Source organism: Pseudoalteromonas sp. M8 (assembly GCF_018141365.1).
Taxonomy (GTDB): Bacteria; Pseudomonadota; Gammaproteobacteria; order Enterobacterales; family Alteromonadaceae; genus Pseudoalteromonas.
In genome coordinates, this window is the sequence record NZ_CP047240.1 from 4,077,783 (window position 1) to 4,102,779 (window position 24,997).

Consider the following 24,997-nt stretch of genomic DNA (forward strand, 5'->3'; position numbering starts at 1 on the left):
ATCGTACACAAAGAGCTTTTTTTATTTAAAGGATTACTTCAATGACTGCCCAGTCTCCTATTGATTACAGCACTCAGCCGCAGATCTTATTAACGCGCGCATTCAGCCAATACGCCAATAAAGTCGCACTGGTATTTAACGGTACGCAAGTCACCTATCAAGCACTTGAAGAGCAGGTAACACGGGTCGCCACGAATATTCAGCAACAGGTGAGTCTGAGCCAATCTCAATCGCCTTATGTGGCACTATATCTCGAGCGTGGCATTGATATGGTCGTGGGGATCTTAGCGGCAATCAAATCAGGACTGGGTTATATCCCTATTTCCACGGAGGCACCCAAAGCTCGCTGCGAGTTTATTCTTGAAGATAGCCAACCAGCGCTTATCGTCACCCATGGACATTATCAAGCACTGCCACAATTTGGCCACACACCTCAAGTGCTGATCGACTCTCCTGCAACGCAAGCCTTTGTTACTCCTGATTATAAAATGAGTGATATTGCTTATGTGATCTACACCTCGGGCACCACTGGCACGCCAAAAGGCGTAGAAGTACCTTACCAAAACTTACTTTATTTAGCCGAATCACAAATTAACCGTTTTGAGCTAGACCGATTAGACCGCGTTATGATGTTTGCTTCTTATATTTTCGATGCTAGCGTGTTTGAGCTGCTCGTGCATATCATGTTGGGTCAAACTGTATTTGTAACGACAGAAACCGAGCGACGAGATGCCAAAGCGCTGAGCCAATTGATCTCAAAAAATGCGATTCAATTTGGCGCTATCCCTCCTGCATTGCTGGCTTTGATGGATCCCCGAGATTTGCGCTCGATGCGCAAATTAATCGTTGCAGGAGAAACCCCAAATCTAGAAATGCTATCTCGACTTTCAGAAGTCACGCGAGTGTTTAACGGTTATGGTCCTACCGAATATACCGTGTGCACCTGCGCCAATGAATATACCAATGCCGACTCCGAATTTAATATTGGTCAACCCTTTGTGAATACCAGACTTTATGTGCTAGATGAGCAATTGCAACAAGTAGCCAATGGTGCTATCGGTGAGCTCTATATTAGTGGTGCAGGTTTGGCAAAAGGATACTTAAACCGTCCTGAACTCACAAAGTCTCGATTTATCGCAAACCCCTATTATCAAGCAGAAGTAGACCCTGCGCACTTCGCTAGACTTTATAAAACTGGCGACTTAGTTAGTTTTGACGGTGATAATTATCATTTTGTTGGTCGTAATGACAACCAAATTAAGCTACGCGGATTTCGTATTGAGTTAGGTGAAATAGAAAAAGTTGTTGCCCAACATGAGGCAGTAAAACTTGCAAGCTGCCAAGTAGTACAACGAGGTAATGCTAAGTTCTTGGTGGCATTTATCGTTCCCCATAGTAAACCCACAGCAGACCTTGGACAACACATCAGCCAGTTAGCAGAAAAGTTACTGCCAGACTACATGTTGCCTGATCACTATCAATGTTTAGACGCATTACCCATGACCGAAAACGGGAAGGTAGATAGCCGCGCGCTCGCTAATTACGAATTAAGTAGCCAACAAGACCAACCGCAAGATCAGCTGAGCCAAGAACAACAAGATTTTTTAACACAGTTTCAAGGTTTCTGTTTGCCAGGCCTTGGCTGGCAACAAGATTTTTTCCAACAAGGTGGTGACTCCATTTCTGCAATCAACCTTAGCAACCAGTTATTTCAGCAGCTCGGCTTAAGCGTGCCAACACACCTAATTTATCGCTATCGTAGTGCTGGGCAAGTATGGCAGGCAATGCAAACTCAACACTTTGAAACCATTGCGATTCCAAAGCGCGATGCTGATTTTGCTGAGGTCACCCCGCTATCACTGCAACAACGCGCGATTTGGTTTTTAGCCAAAGCCGATCCAAGTGATAAAGCCTATCATGCAAAGTGTACAATCACCTTCAGTGGTGATTTAAATGTACCAGCACTACAAGGTGCATTACAGGATATCGTTGATAACCATGCGATTTTCCGTACTAGCTACGACTTACATGAGCCACTGCAATATATTGCAAAACACTACCAGCAAGACGTGCCTTACTTTGATTTTAGTGAGTATCAAGAAACACAAGCATTAGCTGAGGTCGATAAACTCGTTAATGGTCATATGAATGATATTTTTGCGATTGACCAATTACCGCTAGCGCGCTGGGCAATTGTAAAAATTAGCGAATATAAACATGTACTTATTCATATTGAACATCACTTAGTACATGATGGTTGGTCTTCTAACATCTTCCTTGATCACCTCTTTAGTTGTTATAAGCAGCGCTTACATGGCGCAAGCCAAGGTACTTTGCCTGAAATCACACAATACGCCGATTACGCAGCCTATCAGCATCAATGGTTAGGAACAGAGCAAGCCGAGTTGCAACGCCAATTTTGGAAAGCACAACTACAAGATGCACCGAGCCGTATTAACTTGCCTGTTTCTCGTCTCGGCGAAACCGCCACCGAACGTGGTCGCGCACACCGAGTAAAACTGCCTCGTTCGCTATGGAACAATTTAAAAGCCTACAGCCAAGCGCATCAGATCACGCCATTCGCCGTCGCCCTTGCGGCATTAAATATTGTCCTTTCGCGCTTTAGTGGCGATCAGGATATCTGTATTGGTTCTGGTGTTGCAAACCGAGGCTACACCAATGTGGATGATACCATTGGTATGCTCGTCAGCACCGTAGTGGCGCGAGTTCAGCAAACACCAGAAATGCCTGTTGAACAACTGGTACAGCATTGTTTTGAAGTCAGTAACGACATGCTGGCCAATCAAACCCTACCATTTACTGAAGTCGTCGCGGACGTAAACCCTGAGCGCATCAAAGGCGTCAACCCGTTATTCCAGATCTGTTTTAGCTTCCATGATTCACCACTCCCAGAACTCACGCTTCCGGGGTTAGATGATATTGAGTATTTCGAGGCGATCAGCAGTCAAGCGGCGAAATTTGAGATTAATATCGTGGTGCTTACCCGTATGGGGCAAGAACAGGATGATTCGGTCACCATGTTATGGGAGTTTGACTTAAACCGCTACGATCCTTGGTTTATCGATGCCTTGAGTGACAACTTCAGTCATATTCTCGCGCAACTTATCAGTGTAGATGGGCAATTACCACTTGAGCAGTTAAGTTTACAAAACCTTGCTGAGCGCGATGTTCAAGCGGCACAGCACCAAAGCCAAGACTTGCTGTCACTATTTACGCATCACGCGCAGTCTCGCAACCAGCAAACTGCACTTATCACCAGTCAAATGGAGTTAAGCTACCAGGAGCTAAGTACTCGATCAGACAGCCTGGCTGCACATATTCTTAAGCAGTATGGTACGCTTGAGTATATCGGCCTATACCTGCAGCCCGGCATTGACACAGTGGTTGCAATGCTCGCCATCATGAAAGCTGGCGCCGCTTATGTGCCGCTATCGCCAAGAGCGCCAGCTGCCCGCAATGCTTTTATTATTGACGATGCTCAGCTCAAGTTAGTATTAACTAACACCATAAGTCAGCAAAGCTTGAGCGAAAATGAGCAATCAAATTGGCCACTGTTAAACTTGGATAATACATTCGCGCCATGCGATATTGCACTTTGCCGACCGTCGCCTGATTCTGCAGCCTACATAATTTACACCTCAGGTACGACGGGCCAACCTAAAGGCGTTATTCAAAGCCATAAAAATGTTGCGCGTTTGCTATCTGCCAGTCAACCGCTTTACCACTTTAATAGCGAAGATACTTGGGTGCTTTATCACGATACGATTTTTGACTTTAGTGTTTGGGAAATATGGGGAGCACTGTGTCATGGCGGTCGGTTGTTTATTCCAAGCTACGAACAAGCAAGAGACAGTTTTGGTTTTGTAAAACAGTGTGAGCAATTTGCTGTCACCGTCCTTAACCAAACTCCAAGTGCATTCTATAATCTTAGTGATATTGCCATTTCTGCGGGCGCGTCACTTGATAGCCTTCGCACTGTGATCTTTGGTGGTGAGCAGCTCAACTACGATAAACTAGCTCCTTGGTGGCAACGTTTTGGTAAACGTATTCAATTGGTCAATATGTACGGTATTACTGAAACCACAGTACATGTCACGTACCAACCTTTGCACCCTAACATGAATACCCAGATTGCTGACATTGGTGTGCCGCTCAATGATATGCAGGCTTGGGTGCTGGATAGTCAGTTACGTCCAGTACCTGTGGGCTGTCCTGGAGAGCTGTTTATCTCTGGTGCAGGTTTGGCGATTGGTTATTTGAATCAGCCAGAACTGAGCGCTACTCGCTTTTTCGAGCTAACGCTAAATGGCAAACTCACCCGCGTTTACAAAACCGGTGATAACGCCAGACTATTGCCAAACGGTCATTTAGAATATCTAGGTCGTTTGGATAACCAAGTGAAGATCAGGGGGCATCGTATCGAGCTTGGTGAAGTCGAATCCCAATTGCTCAGCTGTAGCGGTGTTAAAGAGGCAGCAGTGATCACCTATACACGCCAAAATCAAACGGCGCTAAGTGGCTATGCTGTGATGGAAAGCCATGCTTATTTTGACGCCGAGCTGTTACTTAATTATCTACGAACGCAGCTGCCAGCATATATGATACCGGATAGCATCACCCAACTCACGGCGATGCCACTAACCGTTAACGGTAAGCTAGATAGCAAAGCACTACCGCTGCCGCAGGTGTTATCATCAAACCAATACGCAGCTCCGCGCACTGCGCTTGAACAGACGCTTTGCCAAATTTGGCAAAGCACATTAGAACTGGAACAAGTCGGTATCCATGATAACTTTTATCGCCTAGGTGGTAACTCCATCTTAGCGGTGCAGCTCGTACGCAACGCCCATAAATGGCATCAGATTGCGATCCCGTTATCAGCGATCATTGCCAATCCATCAGTCGCGGCTCTGGCTCAATACCTAAACACCATAGAGTTGAGTGATATCACCCAATCTCAGGAGGCATCTACTACCTCCTCTTCGCAGGTGATGGAGCTATAGTCATGGAGTTAACATCTTTACTGAACGACCTTCACGCGCAGCAGTTGCGCGTGTGGGTGTCTGAGCAAAATACCTTGGCACTGGGATATGAGGGTAACGTAGCGCCAACTTTGCTCTCGGCACTCAAAGCGCATAAAGCTGAATTATTGGCGCTACTAAGCGCCCACCAGATCTGCTCCGAAGCCGCCTTTTTAAGTTGGCCATTATTAAAGCCAGTGCCGCTTTCCAATGCCCAGGCAAGGTTGCTGTATGTAGACAAACGTGCACCAAAGTCCTGTGCTTATCATATTCCAATGCTGGTTGAGCTGGATGATCCAGCGCAGCAACAAGACATAATCTCGGCACTAGCACAGCTGCTTGTCCATCACCCGATCCTAACGAGTGTGATTGAAACCGATGCTGAGCATTTTAACTGCCGAGCAACCTTACAACCTCTAGCGGTCGAGTATCACCGTGCAACCACTTTGGCTCATGTACAAACACTGGTAAAAGAGCACATCCACACGCCGTTTGACCTCCATACTCAAGCTCCCTTTAGAGTCTGTATTATTGAGCTTGAGCAAAGGCGTTTTATGCTTTTCCTTTGGCATCATATCGTCCTTGATGCTTGGTCAATGCGAGTCATGTTGCGCGACTTAGTTAGCTTGCTACAAGGAGAAAACATTAAGCCATTAAGCTATTTTGACTTTGCCAAGTGGCAACAAAGGCAAGAACAAAGCGCTGCACACAGTTATTGGCAAACGCAACTTGCAGGCGCTCATGCCACACAAATTGCACCGCTGTTTGCTACACAAACACACGAAACCGAATCGCTCACGCACTATTTTGCACTTTCACCACAGCAAAGTCTGGCATTGCGTGCCCTAGCAAAGTCATTAAATACCACAGTGTACAGCGTGTTGCTTGCCCATTACTGTTATATTTTGGCACTTCATAGCGGTGAAACAGACATCGTGATTGGTGCGCCATCTGATAATCGAGATCACCCGCAAACGCAAGAAATAATTGGCTTTTTTGTCAATACCTTAGTGCTTAGAGTGAAGCTAGATTATCGCCAAAGCTTTGCTAGCCTCGTGAAGCAAGTTCATGAGACTGTGCGCGCCGCAAAACAATACCAAAGTTATCCTTATGATCAACAAATTGCCTGTTTGAGTGAGGGCAAACATTCACCTCAGCCAAGCCTGATGTTTAGTGTACAGAGGTTTGCCAGCGCGCTTATGGACGAGTTTGCGTTGCCATTTTCAGCGGTTGATGCTTTTACTAGTGAGTCTTTATACAACCCGATTAAATGTGATTTCCGCCTAGCATTTGATGATAGCAATACAAATTTACAAGGACAGGTAAATCTCGATCCCAATAAGTTTGATGATGCATTTGCACAGCAATTTGCCCACACCTATCAGCAATTATTGGTACAGCAGTTAGAGCACAGCGACGTCGCTCTTGAGCAATTATCAACTTCTCACCCAAGCACAAAGCCATCAGCAACCACAGTTAAGCAAACTTCAACCCTATCGCTATATCAACAATTTTTAGCCTGCGCCTCAGCAGCTCCAGATGCACCAGCGTTACAAATCAACGATGAGGTTATTACTTACCAAACACTCGCTGCGCGTGTTCAGCACCTGACTGTGCAACTCCAAGCACAGTTAACCCACGAGCAAAACCCTGTTATCGCGCTGATATTTGAGCGCAGTCCAGAGATGATAGTCGCCATATTAGCAACGCTTGGAGCCGGTGCTGGATATTTACCCCTCAATCCAGAGCAAGGCCAAACACGTAGTGAGTTTATGTTGCAAGACAGTAGTGCCAACCTGCTACTTTGTCATCAAGCAACCTTGAATACAGCCATGTGTTTTAGCGCAATCACAGAGGTGCAAAACATTGACGAGTTAGCGCAACAACCAGCTCCTGTTTTCGATATAGATCAAGCGAACTCAACGTGTCATTCATCACTTGCATATATTATTTATACTTCTGGAAGCACCGGTAAACCAAAAGGCGTCATGGTAGAGCAGCGGCAAGTTCAGGCTTTGGTTCAAAGCGCAACTGCGGCTTACAATTTTAACTCAAGTGAAAAAACACTGAGTCTGGCTCCGTACTTTTTCGACGCGTCCGTAGAGCCACTCTTTTTAACGCTGCTCAACGGTGCTTGCTGGGTGATCATGAATGAGGCAAGTGCAAACTCGCCAGCTATGATAAGCGAAACTATCGTTAGCCAAAGGATCAGTCACTTAGTCACAGTTCCTGCATTTTTAAGTGCCATCGGTACGCCGCCCCAGCATCATGCACTACAGCGTGTGATCACCGGTGGCGAGCCTTGTGACCGTAATCTCATGGAGGCATGGACGCCTCTTCTTCATATTGAATATGGTCCGACCGAAACCACGGTAACCGCAACAGCAAACCACCAGCCGCTACAATCACGCTATTTCAATAATATTGGTGTACCACTGCCTCATGTTGATATTCAGATTGTTGATGCCAACCTCAAAGCGCTGCCACCCTTTTGTCAAGGAGAGATCCTTATTGGTGGCGCGAGTGTCGCACGAGGCTATGTTAACCTTGCAGAGCAGACGGCGTCGCGCTTTATTAACTGGCACGGAACACGTATGTATCGCACGGGCGATCAGGCGCGGTATCTGGCAAACGGCGAGATCCAATTTTTAGGGCGTGCCGATGAGCAGGTAAAAATTCGTGGCTATCGCATCGAGCTACAAGAAATAGAGCACCTACTTAACCTGCATTCGCAAATCAACCAAGCTTGCGTCAAAGTACAGCAAAACAACCATCTCATTGCTTATTTCACTGGCGACCAAACCCTCTCTCACACCGAGATTGTGAAGTGGCTACAACCACAATTGCCAGATTATATGCTGCCAAGTGCCACGTGTTGGCTCGAACAATTGCCTGTGCTCGCCTCTGGTAAAGTGGACAGCCGCAGCTTACCAAGCGTCGCACTAGTATCACAGACACCATACCGAGCACCACGCACCCCATTAGAGCAGCAGCTTTGTGCTCTATGGCAGACGCAACTTGATGTTGAGCTAGTAGGTATTGATGATGACTTTTTTGCCTTAGGCGGTCATTCTCTTAGTGCAATGACATTAGTGGCTAAAATGCACTCTAGCTGTAACGTTAACATCAGTTTGAGTCAATTTTTGCAAAGCAAAACGATAGCGCAACTGGTATTACAACAAACTAGCAACGCCAACGAGCCTTTACCGGTCGCATCAACATCACAATCACTTGATGATCTCATCGTGCCAGCGCAGCAGCAAGCGATGCTCACCAGCGAGCAATTAGCAACACAATCAGGCGCTTTTCATATCCCCTTACAGCTTAAATGCCCAAGTGAGCTACAACAGCAAGCGTTACAACACGCAATCTATCAGCTGGTTGAGCGTCATGCTATTTTGCGCACCCGCTACACTCAACAGCAACAAGGTCGCTGGGCATATAAAGATGAGCAAGGCGTGCCAACATGCAAAACCCTAATAAACACGCCGCATAGTCAATTTATCGCTCAGACATTTGACCTTGAAAATGATGCGCCGCTGCGGCTTGGACTGTATCACCAAGGTAATGAATTTGGCGTGTTACTGGTATTTCATCACATAGCCTTCGACGGTTGGTCGACACAAGTATTGTTGGATGAGCTTAACACGCTGCTATCAGGACACACGCTTGCCCCAATCTCACTGCAATTTCGCGACTATGCATATTGGCAATCAACACAACAATACGACGATGCCACCGCATTTTGGCAGCAACACTTGATTGATATTGATGTCACCCCATGGCCAACCGATGAGCCAAGACAGGCTTTGTTTGATCACCAAGGTGAAGCATTCCCCTTTACCCTCTCGGCAACACTAACAGCTGAGTTAAGGACGCTGGCAAAATCACATCAGGTATCTATGTACAACTTACTACTGTGTGCTTTTCAGCTCGCATTATGTGCATGGGATAGTCGTGAAAGTATTGTCGTTGGCTCCCCCACCGATAACCGCGACTCGGCATTTAAAGATACGCTAGGTTACTTTGTTAATACCTTACCGATGCCGCTGCGTGTCGACTTAAATAAGAGTTTTTCTGACTACCTAAGACAAAGCCAAACGCTGTTACTTGCGGCGAAATCTCACCAACAATTGCCGTTAGAGTCAATTGCTGCACAACTTGGATTGATCCGAGAGGTGGGTGTATCGCCACTGTTCCAAGTGTTTTTTACCTTTGATCAGTTCTCACTACCAACGGCGCAATATCAACATTTTGAAGTCGCCAGCGACACCGCCCAGCAAAACCAGTATCACCCAGCCAAGTTTGACTGGAATTTGGTGATTAAAGATATGCCAGAACAATTGATTGGTCAGCTCATTGTTGCTCGCAGTCGTTACCAGTCTTCCCGCTGCCAACAATTTGTGCACTTTTTTTGCCGTTATCTTGAAAATCTCTGTCAGTACAACGAGAAACCTTTACTACAATGCCCTTTGGTTAGTACTGAATATTTACAGCAAGTCATCTCAGAAACACGACTATCACAACCAAATGACGCTTTTTTAGTGCAATTTGCAAAGACAGTAGCAGCGTATCCAGCACGCACAGCATTAAGCTTCGCTGAGCAAACCGTGAGTTATCGCGAGCTAGACTTGTTTTCTGATCACTTAGCAGCACAGTTGATTGCAACCAATGACGAAGGCTCACCAGTTGCATTATATTTTGATAAAGGTATAGAAGCTCCCATAGCAATGCTAGCGGCGCTAAAAGCGGGCATGCCCTTTGTTTCACTCTCAGCTAATCATCCCGTTGCTCGTCGCCAAGAGATTATGGCAAAAGCGCAGGCAAAACTGCTCCTTAGCCGCACACCACTCAGCTGGAATGCATTGCCAACACTGACTCTTGATGTACAGACATTACAGCAAAGTGCTCAACTACGGTCATTCTCAGCCAACAATCATGCAACAGACAAGCTGGCTTACCTCATTTTTACTTCGGGGACGACGGGAGAACCAAAAGGGGCGATGCTGTCTTACCAAGGCCTTGCTAACCTCTGCACCGAGAAGCGCAACACCCATAAATTAGAGGGAAATACTCAGGTAGTCACTAGCCAATATGCTGAATATGTTTTTGATGCCTGTATTTGCGAGATATTCCCAGCCCTAGCTGCCGGCGCTAAACTGGAAATCATTCCAGAGCCAATACGCAAAGATCCACAACAGCTGTGCCGCTATCTCAAAGCTAAACAGGTCAACGTCGCATTTATTCCTACGGTATTTATCAATCAGTTTCCAAAGTGGATAGCGGATATTAACTTAACCGTATTGTATGCCGGTGGTTCTCGTTTAGACCCAGTCAGCCACAAGTTGGCAGAGTATCATTTCAATGAATATGGGTTAAGTGAAACAAGTGTCACCGCAACACTTAGTGAAGTGTACCCCAATACACCTATCACTATTGGTAAGCCTATTCGTAACACTCGATGCTATGTGTTGGACCCTTTTATGCGGATTTTACCGGACGGTGCGTTGGGTGAGCTATACATCGCCGGTGATTGCGTCGGTTTGGGCTATTGGCAGTCACCAAAGCAAACGGAAAAACACTATATTGACTATCACCTTCGCTGTGAAAACAACCACTTTTCTGACGAAAAGCTCTACCGCAGCGGAGACTTAGTGCGTAAAAATCAGCAAGGTGAATTCGAGTTTGTTGCCAGAGCTGACAAACAGTGGGATTTACATGGTCACCGTGTTGAGCCAGGCGAAATTGAGTATAAACTCAAAGCGCATCCAGATGTTGACCACGCCGTTGCACACTTACATTTAAGTGAAACAGGCAAAGTGCTGTTGGGTTATGTCGTACTTAACGCTAACACTGAGTGTGATGTGAACGACCTTCGCCAATGGTTGAATCAACAGCTCCCAAGCTATATGCAGCTTGCTGCGATATCACAGATTGACGCACTTCCAATGACAGTAAATGGCAAACTTGATACCGCTCAGCTCATCATTCCAACGCTGCAAGATAGTATTACCTATATCGCGCCAGCAACGGAACTACAACAACAACTCGCCAATGCTTGGCAGCAAGTGCTTGAAGTCTCCGAGATTGGCCTACAACACGACTTTTTTGCTTTAGGTGGCTCATCGATACAGGCAGCACAAGTTACCGCTCTGTGTAGTCAAGCACTCGGCAACGAAATTGCCGTCGCGACCTTACTGACTTACCCACAACTTGACGCATTTGCCACGCAAGTAGAACAACAGCTAAACACGCTAGCTAGCAGCGAAGACTGCGAATTTGAAATGGAGTTATAACGCATGATCGAATCATTTATTTATGGACTAAAACAAAGTGGGATAAGCGTTTGGCAGCAAGAGGATAAATTAAAAATTGCTAGCAACGTGAATTTACAAGGCCAAGCCATCGTTGAGCAGTTAAAACAGAATAAGCCACAATTGTTACGCTACCTCACAAGGCAAGGCATAGATAGCAAAGCTCGTTTTGATGAACTGTCTATCTTGCCGTTGGAAACGCGATGCGCTCCGCTTACGCTTGGGCAGCAACAACTACTGTTTACGCAAGAAGTGAGCAACGCGGCAAGTACTTATCATATTCCATGCCTACTCAAAATCGCCAAGCACTGCGATATTGAAAAACTCACAACAGCAATAGAACAACTGGTGATCCGCCACAGTGCGCTAGATATGGTTGTGGCCTATGATCACCAAGGAAAGACGATACAGCAGCCTGCCAATGAGGCGTTTGTCGTGACGCATCATGAGCTTGGTAATCTAAACTTGCATGAGCAGTGCGAGCATTTCTTTAACGAGCCGTTTAGCTTACAGCATTCTCGACCATTTCGTGCCTATGTCATCACCTCAAAGGAGCAACAACATGTGTTTTTTGTCTGGCATCATATCGCCTTTGACGGATGGTCTTTGGGACTGTTTTTACAAGAATTAACGTCACTCTATGAGGGGGAAAATCGACCTCTGAGTCTACAATTTAGTGATTATGCTTATTACATAGCAACACCCGGCCAACGTGAACGACAAGCAACAAGTCAACGTTATTGGCAAACTCAATTGGCTGATTACGAACCATTAAAACTTGCGCAAAATCAGTCGCGCCCAGCCACCTTTGATCATCGCGGCGCGATACAGAGCATTGTGCTAGATGAAAGTACGACCCTAAAGTTACAACAAACAGCGAAAACGCACCGCATTAGTATTAATACACTTGGGCTTGCGGCTTGGTATCACACCCTTGCGCTACTCAGTCATCAACGTCAATTTGTTGTTGGTATTCCAAGCGAGAACCGTCCAACGGCACTGCAGCAAAACATACTTGGATATTTTGTTAACTCATTGCCGATTAAAGCGGATATCGACATGACGATGTTACTTGAGCGCTGGTTCACTCAAGTTAATCAAGTCGTTAATCAAGCCAAACAACATCAGGCCTTGCCGTTTGAGGCCATTAAGAATAGCTTAGACGTACCGCTCGACACTAGCATGCACCCGATATTTCAAACGTTGTTTAGCAGTAGTCAGTTTGCCCCTGAGCAACATCATACCTTATGGCAAAGCATTGACCTTGATCTTAGCCAGCAGTGCCAAGCGAAGTTTGATTTAACGTTACACTTGAGTGCAGGGAAAACCACTGAGTTGGGGTTAACTTATGCCACGGCACTTTTTTCCAGCTCATACGCGCAGCAGATCCTCGAGTTATATCAAACGGTTTTACAGGCATATCTAACAGCTGAAAACGCCCAACAGCCTCTCTATAGCCTACCTTTATTGAGTAACACGGCGCAGCAAAAACAATATCAATTAAGTGGAATGCAACACGCCTATCCGAGCGTGGCAAGTATCACCGACCAGTTTGCTGAAATAGCAGCGCGCTATCCAGATAAAGCCGCTATCAGTAATCGCCATCAAACCATGAGCTATCAAGTGCTTGATCATCAAGCCAAGCAACTTGCCAATGCAATCTTGGCAGCCTGCCCTGAACCCAAAGTCGTCGCTCTTTACATGCAAAACGACATTGAGTTTGTGATTGCCATGTTGGCGGTACTAAAAATCGGCGCGGCATACACAACACTATCGCTCAAAGACCCAGTGGCGCGTCATCAATATCAACTGAGTGATAGTAATGCCGACGTAATAGTCACCTTGCATGAACATAGCCAAACATTGGCAACACTCAACCACAACAATATCGTTGAAGTTTTCTGTGATACGAGTCTGGAAGATACTGATATCACGGCCGATTTTGAGCCTATGTACATCGCACCTAGTGAAGTCGCGACGATTATCTATACCTCAGGTACGACAGGAAACCCTAAAGGCACATTGCTCTCTCACGCCGCAATTAGCTCTTTGGCACTCGATAATCATAGTTACCAGCATCAGCCCCAAGATAGCTTTATTCAACTCGCAAACCCAGCTTTTGATGCCACTCTATTTGAGATATGGAGCGCATTACTCAACGGTGCCGAGGTGCACTTAGGCTATCAGGACAGCCTTAATTCTGCAGCGCAGCTCAGTGCAACATTGCAGACGTTGAATATCACTTCAATGTTTCTAACCCGCTCACTGTTCGACACTTTGTTGCTGCAAGACGAGCATATTTTCGCTTCTCTGACTCATTTACTCGTGGGTGGTGAAGCATTAACAGAGTCGATGGTAAATAAATTGCTGGCGTCCACATCTTGTCCAAAACACTTTATCAATGGTTATGGCCCGACTGAGTGCACCACATTTACCACAGTGCAAACGATGTCTAAACAGCAGTCTGAGATAGCAATCGGCAAGCCAATCCCAGGGCGAGCAGTGGCTGTTGTCGGTCGCAATAACGAATTACTGCCACTTGGCTGTCCCGGCGAGTTAGTGGTTTGTGGACATGGCGTGGCTGCACGTTACCTCAATCACCCAACACTCAACAGCGAAAAGTTTGTATCCCTAAATCTGTTTGGCTCAATGCAAAAGTACTATCGCACGGGCGACTTAGTATATTGGAATGCAAAACAGCAACTGTGTTATATCAACCGTGGCGACCAACAAGTCAAAGTACGAGGCTTTAGAATTGAGTTGGCAGAGATTGAGCATCACCTTAATCAGCTGGCGGATATAGATAGCTGTGCGGTTATTGCCAAAAAGCAGCAGGCTCAGACCATGCTGCATGCATATTTGGTCATCAAACCAGCGGCCGATCAAGCTGCGGCACTCAGCCACTGTAAAACTCAGCTTACCAAGTTACTTCCTAGTTATATGATGCCACATAGCTTCACTGTACTTTCGGCGTTACCGTTAACGCTCAACGGTAAACTCGACAAAACTAAGCTGCCAGAACCTGAGCTAAAGCAGCATCAACTCGTTGTGCCACAAACCAACACAGAGAAGGAAGTGCAGGCCATTTGGCAGGATATTTTAGGCCAGAATCCACTTTGTTGTGCGACGGCAGTAACTGAGCAAGGTGCCGACTCCATTAGTTTATTAAGCTTCTGTGGCGCGGCAAGCAAGCGTAATTGGCAGCTAACGCCACAACTTATCCTTGAACACCTATCAGTGCAGCAACTGGCAAGATTTATTGATCATCAGACCCGACTTGATTTTGCCACCATGAATGAAGATCAAGCAATTGAAGCTGCGCTTGCCCATGAGCATTTCGCTCCTTCGCGTTTTTTTAATGCACCGCAGGGTGAGTTTCTGCTTCACCTCATGCCCGCAGCAGCAACCGCAGATAGCTTTGCACCTCTGTGTGAAAAACTCGCGCCCGACCTGCGCATTCACGCATTAGAAAATATCAAACTGTTCACAGGCAAACACATCAGCTTGCATACTATGGTGCGCTATTATGCTCAGCGTATTACAGAGGTATCGCCAACTGGCCCACTTTACTTGGGTGGCTTTTGTGAAGGTGCGGCATTGTCACTGGAAGTGGCGCGTTACTTGGCCGAAATGGGTAGAGAAATTGTCCATTGCTTTTTGATTGACCCCGTCTTACCAAGGCTTACTTCAACAGCGCGTCAGGCCGCTGAAGAAGAGTATATTCGCTCGCAAGACGATGACGCTAAACCCATCGCTCGAGCATTTTTAGACTTTACTCAATACTTTCAAAGCGCGACGGCGTTTACCTTCCCTGTGAGCTTCTTTATCGCCGATCATGTCAGTGATGAGGCCATTCCACTTCCGGCACTGAGGTTGATCCATCAAGTGGAAGACATACCTGCGCTGTATAAACGGACGTTTGCGAGTGACAGAAATGGTTTTGAAAATTTACTTGCCAATGCAGACTATATTGCGCTTGAAAGTGCACACGATGAAATCATGACCGACGCTAAAGACTTATCCATCATCGCGTCACACATTAATGCGTTAATGCAACAAACGAATAGCGCCGCAACCACTGTGGAGCAACGCGCATGACTCGTTCACAATTTGCTACACGATACGGCATCCACCTTGGGTTAACTATGTTTGCCAGTATGCTGGTGCTCCCTATTTTTACGCCTTACATGCTGAACTTAAGCCTAGCATTGCAAGATGTGGCCTTAGCTATGGTGGTCATGGCTATCACTATCGTGGTATTTGAAGTACCAAGTGGTATTGCGGCAGATGCCATTGGTCGCCGCAAAGTATTTTTAGTTTCTTTAGTGTTTGCCGCTGTATGCAACTTACTTTTATTGTTGAGTGAAGACTTTTGGCACGTCTGCTTAGCCATGGCATGTTGGGGATTAAGTCAGGCATCGTTAACTGGCACGCTCAACGCATGGTTTGTTGAAACTTATCAAAAGCTTGAAGGAGACGAACCACTGAATAAGGGGTTCGGTAAAGTGTATGGTATTGGTTATCTTATCGGCGCCAGTGCCGCTTTATTTGCCGCCCTCTTTTTGGCGTTTGCGGCTAGCCCAACACAACAGCTCAACCACTTGTATCAAGCCTTAATCGTGGTTTCGATAGCGGTATTGTGTGTGGTATTTGCATGTACTTTTGTCGTGGTGAAAGAGTCAAGGAGACCGCTGCAAGACGTGGTTAAGAAAGGACTGATTAGCCAAGCTAAGGCCATGCTGGCAACTTGTAAGCAAAGTGGTATGCAAAGGCTGCTGTTGGTGATTGTTTTTGCAATTCCTGTTGCCAGTAGCATAGAGAAGTTTTGGCCTGCTCTAGCAGAGCGCTATAGTAGTGCACCAGTTGACTCTATTGCGTGGATATTCCCAGCAATGATGGCAGCTGGGTTTTTATTAAATGGCGTCGCTGCTGCGATCAGCGCTCCGATCTGTTCTCTATTTGGCCAACGCTTAGGGTATGTCATGGCGTTCGCTCATTTCGCCAAATTAGCCTTTGTGCTGTTACTTGCTTGGGTTACGTCACTACCATTACTGATTGTAGCCCTGCTGTGCTTTTATCTTTGTATGGGACTAGCGCAACCGGCACAACTGCAACTACAACATCAACTGAGTAGCGATAACGTGCGAGCTAGTGTGGAGTCAATAATGTCACTGACCACTCGCTTTGGTGGCTTGCTCGGCTCTGCATTAACCGCTTTACTGTTGGGCTACGTCAGCCTGACTATCAGCTGGATAATATTAGGCGTAATTTCACTCGTTGCTATCATGCTGTGTTGCTCGAGCACAATCAATCAACCGGAAGCTGAGCTCGTTGCTGCGCAGTCGTAACAGACTACGCAGCGATGTACATAAAAGCGAGAAGCTAATCTATCGCAACTTTGCCATGCCAAGGAGTATGGCTTTTCAGCTGCAGCGTAAGTTCATCGCCATGCGCTAGGCTCCCTACCCCTTTTGGCGTTCCTGTTAAGACAATATCTCCTGGCTGAAGCGTAAAGTAACGAGCAATGTCCTTTAGCAACTCAGCGATTGGAAAAATCATTAAGCTAGAGTCGCCATGTTGTTTAAGCTCTCCATTTTGCCAAAAACGATATTCAATACACTCAGCAAAGGTGTTTTCATCACATGGTACAAAAGGCGTCGCTGGGCAACTATTATCATAGGCCTTTGCCCGCTCCCATGGGTGCCCTTGTGCTTTTAGCTCACTTTGTAAGTCTCGTAATGTCAAATCGAGTGCCAGCCCAATTCCAGCGATATGCTTGAGAGGCGCAGGGGTTTTTGCATCAATTTTGGTGCCTACTAATAGTGCAAGCTCGGCCTCATAATGATGTTCGCCAAGTGCGGCGTCCAACTTCATTTCATTATTAAATGGTACTAAGCTCGTTGCTGGTTTGATAAACAACAGCGGACTGCTTGGAATAGGGTTATCTAGCTCTTTGGCGTGCGCTACGTAGTTTCTACCAACACAAATGATTTTCCCCGCTGGTAGACTTATTTTATTGTTTTCATTATCAATGTGTTGATACATTTCACCCTCTCTGTACTGCCATAAGCTCCGGTTATGGAGCGTACCATAACCAAAGCCTTGAGCTAGCAAGTTATCATATAAACGGTATTATTCCGGTTTACAGACCCAGCGCACCATATCCTTAATTGAGGGTTCCTTGCCATACATCACCATACCCGCTTTAAACAATCGTCCCGCAGCAACACGAATAAGGTAGCAACCAAGTAATGCGCTGACCAACGCGCATAACACTTGCCAAATGGGTACTTCAATTAACGCCATTTTTACTGGCATCACCACAAATGCGGTAAGCGGGAAAAGACTCAAAATATCCACGGCAAGGCTGCTAGGACTATCAACAATCATAAACGCGATAACAATTGGCAATATAGGGATCATCATAAATCCTGTCTTGCCACTATGGTTAGGATCGTCAATAGCTGCGGCTATTGCTGCCATAAAGGCTGTTGCCATATAAAGACCTACTATCGCAAACAGGGTAAACCAAGGCAACATTGCAAAGTCTATCATCGTAAAGTCCAAGGCTTCGTTTTTTACAACGACTTGTATAAAAGCCATCGCCAACAAAAATGAAAATAACGTACTTAACATAGCCTTTAGACAATGAAGCATTTGGCCAAATATTTTGCCGTCAATCCAAGTTTGCGCATTCATACAAGAATATAATTGCTCGGTAACACGCTGCTGCTTTTCTCCGGTGATAGACACGAAGATCTGTCCAAATGACGTAAAAATACCGATGAGCATCAATAGCATCACGCCAAATGCTGTCATCGAAGACTGGTTGTGTGCCTCCTTAACCGCATCCTTGGTATATTGATTGGAAACGCTCACAGGTTGCTGTAACAAGGCGAGCTGAGCGGCAGATAAATTAAAACTCTGTGCGAGTTCGTTGCTGTAAAACTGCTTAAGCGCTACCTCAACTTCATTCTGCCAAGACATTTTACCTGTGGTAATCAGTTCAAACTGTAACGCCTCACCCGTTTGGGCTTGAAGTATCAAAATACCGTCAATTTCCTCTTGTTCTAACTGAGTCAGAAGTTCAGCTTTTGAAGCATCAACTCGCTTTAGAAGCAAAGGCTCAGGTAGCTGAGTTAAGTTCATGGCGGATGGTGTTGCGATAACATATTGCTCAGGTTCAAAAAACGAAGTGCTTTGCCAAAAATAGATAAGCAAACCTATCGCCAGCATAATTGCTTTACCGATCAGCTCCTGCTTGAGTTTAAAAAAGTACATAAACTCCCATTTGGTCACTTGCAGTATCTGTTGCAGCTTATGAGACATGGGCATTCTCCTGAGATTGCACTTTGCCTTGATGAGACTCGATTGCTTTAAGATAGAGTTGATGCAAGTCCATCGTTTTGGTTTCTATTCCTTGCAAAGTCGTTGATTTAGACAAATCAGCGAGCAGCAAATTAAGCTCTGAGGAGTCACTCAACTCAAACTTAATTTTATTCTGACTTAATTGAGTACAAGCCACCCTGTAGTTGCCTAAATTGAGCTCTGCGTAGTTCGTTGCTTCACTGAAACTCACTGTGATGTCGATGCCAACACCAACGTCCTGTTTTATTTCGGCTAACGTGCCATAAAGCACGGCTTGCCCGTGATTCATTAACAGCATTCGATCGGCAAGCTTTTCCACCATCGCCATCTGATGTGCGCTTAAAATAACCGTCATGCCTTGTGCTTTTAACGCTTCTAAAAACACCACCACCTTTTCTTGGTTGATGGGGTCAAGACCAGAGAAAGGCTCATCAAGCAATACAACCTTGGGTTTGTGCAATACTGCCGATATTAACTGTACTTTTTGCTGATTGCCTTTTGACAACGATTTCAACCGCTCATGCGCTCTATCACTTAAGTCAAACTGTGTTAGCCAAGACTCAATCTGTGCTAGCGCTGCGTTTTTCTCAACACCGCGTAGCTTGGCAAAATAGAGCAAATTCTGCTGCACGGTTTTTTCAGCGTAAAGCCCTCTATCTTCTGGGAGATAACCTAAACTTTGATGAGGGATTGATTGATATGCTTGCCCATCAATATTCACAGCGATTGTGCCGCTATCTGGATAGGTAAATCCAACCAACATTCTCACGAGAGATGATTTACCCGCACCATTGGGGCCCAGTAATGCAAAGATCTCACCTTGTTTAACGCTAAAACTTAGATTGTCTACTGCTTTTACCGAAACATATTGCTTCGACACCCCTGTTACTTGCAATAAATCTGGCATAACTTTCCTTTAAAAACGAATGAGGGCTTTCGAAAAGCCCTCTCCTACCTATATATCCATTAGAGTGACTTGATGTTATCGGCGGTTTTCTTATCAATCAGTTTTACAAACGGATCAACTCCCGCAAATTTCGGTAACTCTATTACTTTCAACTCAATCTTATTTTCACCCGATGTGATGACGTGCTTTTGTAGATATAACAGCGTTTCGTCACTTTGAATGTTGTTAGGATCGGCAGAGAATAAGGCTATATCAATCTCTTGATTAAGCGGGATTTCTTCTTCGTTACCTTCACCATCTGCATGCTTTTTCGCCGCCTCAACCGTTAAGGTCACCGTATGTAGCTCTCCCGCTTGCGTCGCTTCTTGCACTTCAACACCCGCAAGCTTAAGCTCATACAACGTAATCGCATTGAACTGATCTTCGATAAATACTTGTTCTTGCTCTGAAGCCCCCGCTTTTAAGTAAGTCAAAAAGTCGAGTGTCGTTGGGTAGATATCTGTTCTAAAACGATAGTCATTTAAGAAGCTTCTTAATGCGCTATTGAGTCGCGTTTCTCCAAGTAAATCGTGCAGCGCTAACATCACAACAGAACCTTTATTGTAGTGAATGTACTGCTGACCGACTGTTCTGGATAGCGCCCGCTCTTCATACGGATCAGAACCTCGCCCACTTAAATAGGTGTCTAGTTCATACTTCAAGAATTTACGGAGATTATGCTCGCCGTACTTTTCTTTCATCACCATAATGGCAGAATATTGCGACAACATTTCCGACAGGATATTTGATCCCTCCACATTAGCACCAATCACCTGATGCGCCCACCACTGGTGTGCCAGCTCATGTGACGTCACATAGTAAGGTACGTTGATATTGTCAGGATTACGGGTGTCCGTTAAAAATCCAATATTCTCCGAGTAAGGCACTGTATTAGCAAAACTTTGCGCAAAGTCTCGGTAACGAGGAAACTCAATAATACGCATTTGCTTATGTTGGTAAGGCCCAAACTCTCGAGTGAAATAATCAATTGAGTCTTTAGTCGACTGCAACATAGTGTCTACATTCCAAGCATGGTCTTTATGGTAGTAAACCTCGAGCGCAATGCCTTTGTACTCTTCTCGTTTCACCTCAAGATCCATCGACAAGATGTTATAGAAGTGCAGCATTGGAGCATCCATTTCATAGACATAGGTCGTGCGGCCGTCTTTGCTGAATTTTGATTGCAAATAACCCGGCACCATCGCAACTTGCGATTCATCCGTCGTCACCGTTGCGGCGAATGTGACGAAATTTTCAGCAAACAATGGCTCATGATGATAGTGTGTTTCTTCAATCTTATTGCCACGTTTTAGTGGTTCAAGGCTGCGCTGACGACGCTCACTTTTGTCTTGAATTTGCTTATAGATGTTATAACCAAATGTCGGGAACAAGGTCGCGTTATCAATGAAGGTACCATTGTTCACCAAAGTTTCATCATAGCCTCTATCTACAAAGCCAAGCGTTTGGCGTACGACTGACATCGTAATTACACGCTGCTCACCCGGTGTCATTGGTTGTGAAAGCTCAAGCCAAGCATGCTTAAAGGTTTTATCCTCTTCAGCAAGCGTAGCGCCAGCCATTTCAACTTGCCACTCTAATGTATGATCAGGTTTATTGACCAAGAAGCGAGCAATCTCTTTATCTGAGCGGTTTTCAACCAACAGCTTTACCTGCGCTTCAATACGACGTGTCTTTGGAAATATCTCAGCATTGAGCTGTACATCTAACGTGATAGGTACAGGGTCATCACGATACTGGGAAAATTGTTGCTCATATAGCTCTGCGATATCTTCAGCTTCATCCTGCGTGATAAACTCATTGACCACTTGCGTGTTGTAGTAGATGTAGCTGCCACTGCCCACGAATATTAAAGCACCACAAGCCAATAATGCTTTACCAGCGTTACCTAACTGATAGCCCATCAGTGAAATGCGTGCTTTCAGCGTTTGTCCTGCACCACGAGGCCAAAGTGCATAGCTTAGTGTCGCTAATATCATGCTAAAACCAAACCAGTACAAATTGTACCAATGTGCCGCACTGAGGAAATGACCATAACCATTAATATCTGAGTACGGCACTGGGGAAGTTTCGCCTAAGTGGTACATATTGTGCTCAAAACCAAAGTTGGTCAGGACTATCGAAATAATGAAATAAACGACATATATTCCCATACCCATATATTTGCTTGGACTCATCACCTGTATCAAAAATGCTAAGGTGGTTTGGAAGGCAAAACCTAACACATATAAATATCCCAAGCGCACAATATACTGGGCAAGATCTATCTGTGTCACACCCGACAATAGTTGATAGCTAATGGTGATCAAGCTACCAAATACACATAGCAGCGTCATCACCGCAACTAAGGCTATGTATTTAGAGCCCCAAAATACCCAGTTTGCTACAGGATAAGAGTCAACAATGTCTCCCATTCGCGAATCACGGTCATGCCATACCAGCTCAGCGCTGTAATACACCAATACAATGACCAATAATTGCCAGAAGCTCCCATGGATAAGCTCCACCATTCTAAAGGTCACTGGCCATACTTCTGTGCCATACCAATTAAATGAGCCAACCAATGCAGGTATTAAGGTTGCCACCGCCAAAATTAATAACACTAAGAATGGGTAGCTTTTAAGCACTTGCTTTACTTCAAAAGTGGTTCTGGTGCAAAAGTGCACCCAACTACTACCTACGCTCGCTTTAAAATCAAAACGATTCAGCAATGCCGACGCTTGGTTACCATCTTCTTTGGCTTTACTCTTGGTTTTTTGTTTTTGCGGTAAATAATGAGAAGTATTTAAGGCTAAAACACCTAAACTGAGCAGTGCAACTGACATCCAAATTAAGCGGTTATAGAGCAGTTCATCAACTAGGCTTATGACTGACGTATTGCGATCTGCAATGGTCCAATATTCTGATTGCGCCGAAATAGCTGATAGGCCAAACATGTCTAAATACGCAGCAATAGTACGGTATTCAATATCTGAAAAAATACTATTTGCCACAAGATAAGTCACAAACAAACCCACAGCAACTAAGTACATTGCTATCATGGTTCTAAATTTTTGCGCCACCAGCGCAAATAGGCTCGCCATAAAGAACAGTGAAGGGGCCGCGATGACAAATAGTGGCGTTAAGTAATAGTTGAGTTTATTAGGCCCAATCAGTTCGGTATCTAGCCAACCGACTAAACCACCAATGCCTGAGCCTACCCAGATCCCCACTAAACACATTGAAAATACTAGTAAAGTAACAAGATAAGCGCCGAGAAAACGACCCAATCGGTACTGAGCTAAGTGCAAAGGCTTACTCAAAATAAGCTCACTGAACTTACTTTGATCGTCTCTTATTACCGCACTACCAACAAAGTTAACCACCAAAAAGATGGAAAAAATGGTCATGATGGCAACGGTTTGCAAGATGGCATAGGGCGAGTTTACATTGACGTTACTGCCACCACCAATCTGTACTGAGTCCGAAACTGACGCAAAAAAGGTGAGTAAAAATAGAATCAGAGAAGTCACATAAAAGGAAGGCTGACGGACAAAATACCGTAGCTCAAAACGCATCATTTTAAATAGCATCTGCCTACTCCTTACGCTGCTTGATTATTTCGATGAGTATGCAGAGTAGAAAAATAGACGTCCTCTAAATCGGCTGGTACCGCTTCAAAGCCTTCAGGTGCTTGATCAGCAAATACATTAAGTAAGGTCTGGCCCGCGAATAAGCGCTTAGAAATAACCGGTAAGTTTTGCTCTACTTCTTTCGCTTCTGCAAGTGTGACCGACTTACGCCAGATTTTTCCCTGTAGCTGCTCCGTGAGTGCAATAGGATTACCTTCAAGTAAAATTTGTCCGCTCGCCAATACAGCCATATTCGGACATAGCTCAGACACATCCTCTACAATATGCGTTGATAAGATGACTACTTTACTCTCACCTAAGCCAACGAGTAGATTGTGGAAACGATTACGTTCTTCTGGGTCTAGTCCCGCCGTCGGTTCATCCACAATGAGTAAATCAGGGTCGCCAAGCAGTGCCTGTGCAATACCAAAGCGTTGACGCATACCTCCGGAAAATCCGCTTACCGCATTTTTACGGTGATCATATAAGTTAGTTTGTGCGAGCAATCCGTCAACGGCTTCTTTACGCTCTTTTTTATTATTTAACCCTTTTAGGATTGCCATATGATCCAATAAATCATACGCACTAACGCGTTGGTAAACACCAAAGTCTTGCGGCAGGTAGCCTAAACGTGCACGAAGTGCCTTTGGCTCCTTTAAAACATCTACACCATCGAACTGTATAGTGCCTGCATCTGCCGACTGTAATGTGGCAATCGTGCGCATCAACGAAGATTTACCAGCGCCATTAGGTCCGAGTAAACCAAACATTCCCTTTGGAATAGTCAGGTTTACACCTCTCAAAGCATGAACGCCATTGTCATAGGTTTTTGAAAGTCCTGAGATTTCGAGCATTTTTATTTCCTGTCCGGATTTTTATTATTGTCCTTTTTATAACATTTCCCTAGGTTAGTGACAATTAACATAAACATATCAATTGCAAATAAAAGTAAACACTGAAACACTAAGAAGCATTCTTAGTTTACAACACCCAAGGAAAACTAACATGCAAGATCACGCCAACCACCCATTGACGGATTTTATTGAATACCCTCACGAGGAAATGCTAAGTCGTGCGGAAGCATTCTTGGAGAACAGTAAGAGACGTCATAGTATCCGTGCTTTTAGCGACCGCCCAGTACCGCAAGAAATCATCGAAACTTGTATCAAAGCAGCGGGCACTGCTCCTAGTGGTGCAAATCACCAGCCATGGCATTTCGTGGCGATTGGCAGCGCAGAAAAGAAAAAACAGATCCGAGCTGCAGCCGAAGAGCTCGAGCGCTCGTTTTACCAAGGCCGTGCGGGAGATGAGTGGCTGGACGCACTAAAGCCTTTGGGCACAGATGCACAAAAACCCTACTTAGAACATGCACCTTGGCTTATCGCTATTTTTAGTCAGAAAAAAGGTGGGATCCACGCGGAAGACAAAAATACCAACTACTATGTCCATGAATCGGTTGGGATCGCTACTGGGTTTCTTATCCAAGCTCTGCATAATGCAGGACTTGCCACACTGACCCATACACCTAAACCTATGAGCTTTTTAAGCGAGTTGTGCGGTAGAGATAAAGATAACGAACGTCCTTATATGTTATTGATTGCAGGTTATCCAAGTGATGATGCAACTATTCCAGAGCACGCAACAGTGAAAAAATCACTCGCCGAAATCGCTTCCTTTATTTAAAAGTTCGGATCAGCT

At 45.2% G+C, this 24,997-nt stretch carries 10 protein-coding genes; 5 read left to right on the top strand and 5 right to left on the bottom strand.

Annotated elements, in window-relative coordinates; genetic code table 11:
* Positions 1 to 41: 41 nt before the first annotated feature.
* Genes GSF13_RS23240 through GSF13_RS23255 form a run of 4 tightly spaced genes read left to right on the top strand, consistent with a single transcriptional unit; the run spans position 42 to position 16,704 of the window.
* Positions 42 to 5,024, top strand: a complete 4,983-nt coding sequence (locus GSF13_RS23240) for a non-ribosomal peptide synthetase (RefSeq protein WP_211867224.1) — start codon at positions 42 to 44, stop codon at positions 5,022 to 5,024.
* Between the two features lie 2 nt (positions 5,025 to 5,026).
* A complete protein-coding gene (locus tag GSF13_RS23245; protein WP_211867225.1) occupies positions 5,027 to 11,338 on the top strand; it encodes a non-ribosomal peptide synthetase in 6,312 nt (2,103 codons plus the stop codon).
* Positions 11,339 to 11,341: 3 nt separating this feature from the next.
* The gene (locus GSF13_RS23250; RefSeq protein WP_211867227.1) at positions 11,342 to 15,454 is read left to right on the top strand and encodes a non-ribosomal peptide synthetase; all 4,113 of its coding nucleotides are present in this window, start codon (positions 11,342 to 11,344) and stop codon (positions 15,452 to 15,454) included.
* Entirely contained in the window at positions 15,451 to 16,704 is a 1,254-nt protein-coding gene (locus GSF13_RS23255) for an MFS transporter (RefSeq protein WP_211867229.1), read from the top strand. Before GSF13_RS23250 ends, GSF13_RS23255 begins: the two co-directional genes overlap by 4 nt.
* A 34-nt stretch (positions 16,705 to 16,738) precedes the next feature.
* On the opposite strand, the gene GSF13_RS23260 is transcribed toward GSF13_RS23255, so the two are convergent.
* The 5 genes from GSF13_RS23260 to GSF13_RS23280 all read right to left on the bottom strand — a co-directional run bounded on the left by GSF13_RS23260 (position 16,739) and on the right by GSF13_RS23280 (position 24,153).
* Complete coding sequence (locus tag GSF13_RS23260) at positions 16,739 to 17,401, bottom strand: fumarylacetoacetate hydrolase family protein (RefSeq protein WP_211867231.1); 663 nt, start codon at positions 17,399 to 17,401, stop codon at positions 16,739 to 16,741.
* An 87-nt stretch (positions 17,402 to 17,488) separates the two neighbouring features.
* The gene (locus GSF13_RS23265) at positions 17,489 to 18,685 is read right to left on the bottom strand and encodes an ABC transporter permease (RefSeq protein ID WP_174170277.1); all 1,197 of its coding nucleotides are present in this window, start codon (positions 18,683 to 18,685) and stop codon (positions 17,489 to 17,491) included.
* Positions 18,675 to 19,631: an ATP-binding cassette domain-containing protein gene (locus GSF13_RS23270; RefSeq protein ID WP_174170276.1), complete on the bottom strand. Its 957-nt coding sequence runs from the start codon at positions 19,629 to 19,631 to the stop codon at positions 18,675 to 18,677. Before GSF13_RS23270 ends, GSF13_RS23265 begins: the two co-directional genes overlap by 11 nt.
* Before the next feature lie 59 nt (positions 19,632 to 19,690).
* Positions 19,691 to 23,260 (bottom strand): M1 family aminopeptidase, encoded by a 3,570-nt coding sequence (locus tag GSF13_RS23275; protein WP_211867233.1) that lies wholly within the window; start codon positions 23,258 to 23,260, stop codon positions 19,691 to 19,693.
* Positions 23,261 to 23,271: 11 nt separating this feature from the next.
* The gene (locus GSF13_RS23280; RefSeq protein WP_010606823.1) at positions 23,272 to 24,153 is read right to left on the bottom strand and encodes an ABC transporter ATP-binding protein; all 882 of its coding nucleotides are present in this window, start codon (positions 24,151 to 24,153) and stop codon (positions 23,272 to 23,274) included.
* Positions 24,154 to 24,304: 151 nt separating this feature from the next.
* On the opposite strand from GSF13_RS23280, the gene GSF13_RS23285 reads away from it, so the two are divergent.
* The gene (locus tag GSF13_RS23285; protein WP_211867235.1) at positions 24,305 to 24,982 is read left to right on the top strand and encodes a nitroreductase family protein; all 678 of its coding nucleotides are present in this window, start codon (positions 24,305 to 24,307) and stop codon (positions 24,980 to 24,982) included.
* Positions 24,983 to 24,997 lie beyond the last annotated feature (15 nt).

Bases quoted from the DNA above. Each gene is read 5' to 3' on its own strand.
- GSF13_RS23240 (WP_211867224.1), top strand. From the start codon at position 42: ATGACTGCCCAGTCTCCTATTGATTACAGCACTCAGCCGCAGATCTTA.
- GSF13_RS23245 (WP_211867225.1), top strand. From the start codon at position 5,027: ATGGAGTTAACATCTTTACTGAACGACCTTCACGCGCAGCAGTTGCGC.
- GSF13_RS23250 (WP_211867227.1), top strand. From the start codon at position 11,342: ATGATCGAATCATTTATTTATGGACTAAAACAAAGTGGGATAAGCGTT.
- GSF13_RS23255 (WP_211867229.1), top strand. From the start codon at position 15,451: ATGACTCGTTCACAATTTGCTACACGATACGGCATCCACCTTGGGTTA.
- GSF13_RS23260 (WP_211867231.1), bottom strand. From the start codon at position 17,401: ATGTATCAACACATTGATAATGAAAACAATAAAATAAGTCTACCAGCG.
- GSF13_RS23265 (WP_174170277.1), bottom strand. From the start codon at position 18,685: ATGTCTCATAAGCTGCAACAGATACTGCAAGTGACCAAATGGGAGTTT.
- GSF13_RS23270 (WP_174170276.1), bottom strand. From the start codon at position 19,631: ATGCCAGATTTATTGCAAGTAACAGGGGTGTCGAAGCAATATGTTTCG.
- GSF13_RS23275 (WP_211867233.1), bottom strand. From the start codon at position 23,260: ATGCTATTTAAAATGATGCGTTTTGAGCTACGGTATTTTGTCCGTCAG.
- GSF13_RS23280 (WP_010606823.1), bottom strand. From the start codon at position 24,153: ATGCTCGAAATCTCAGGACTTTCAAAAACCTATGACAATGGCGTTCAT.
- GSF13_RS23285 (WP_211867235.1), top strand. From the start codon at position 24,305: ATGCAAGATCACGCCAACCACCCATTGACGGATTTTATTGAATACCCT.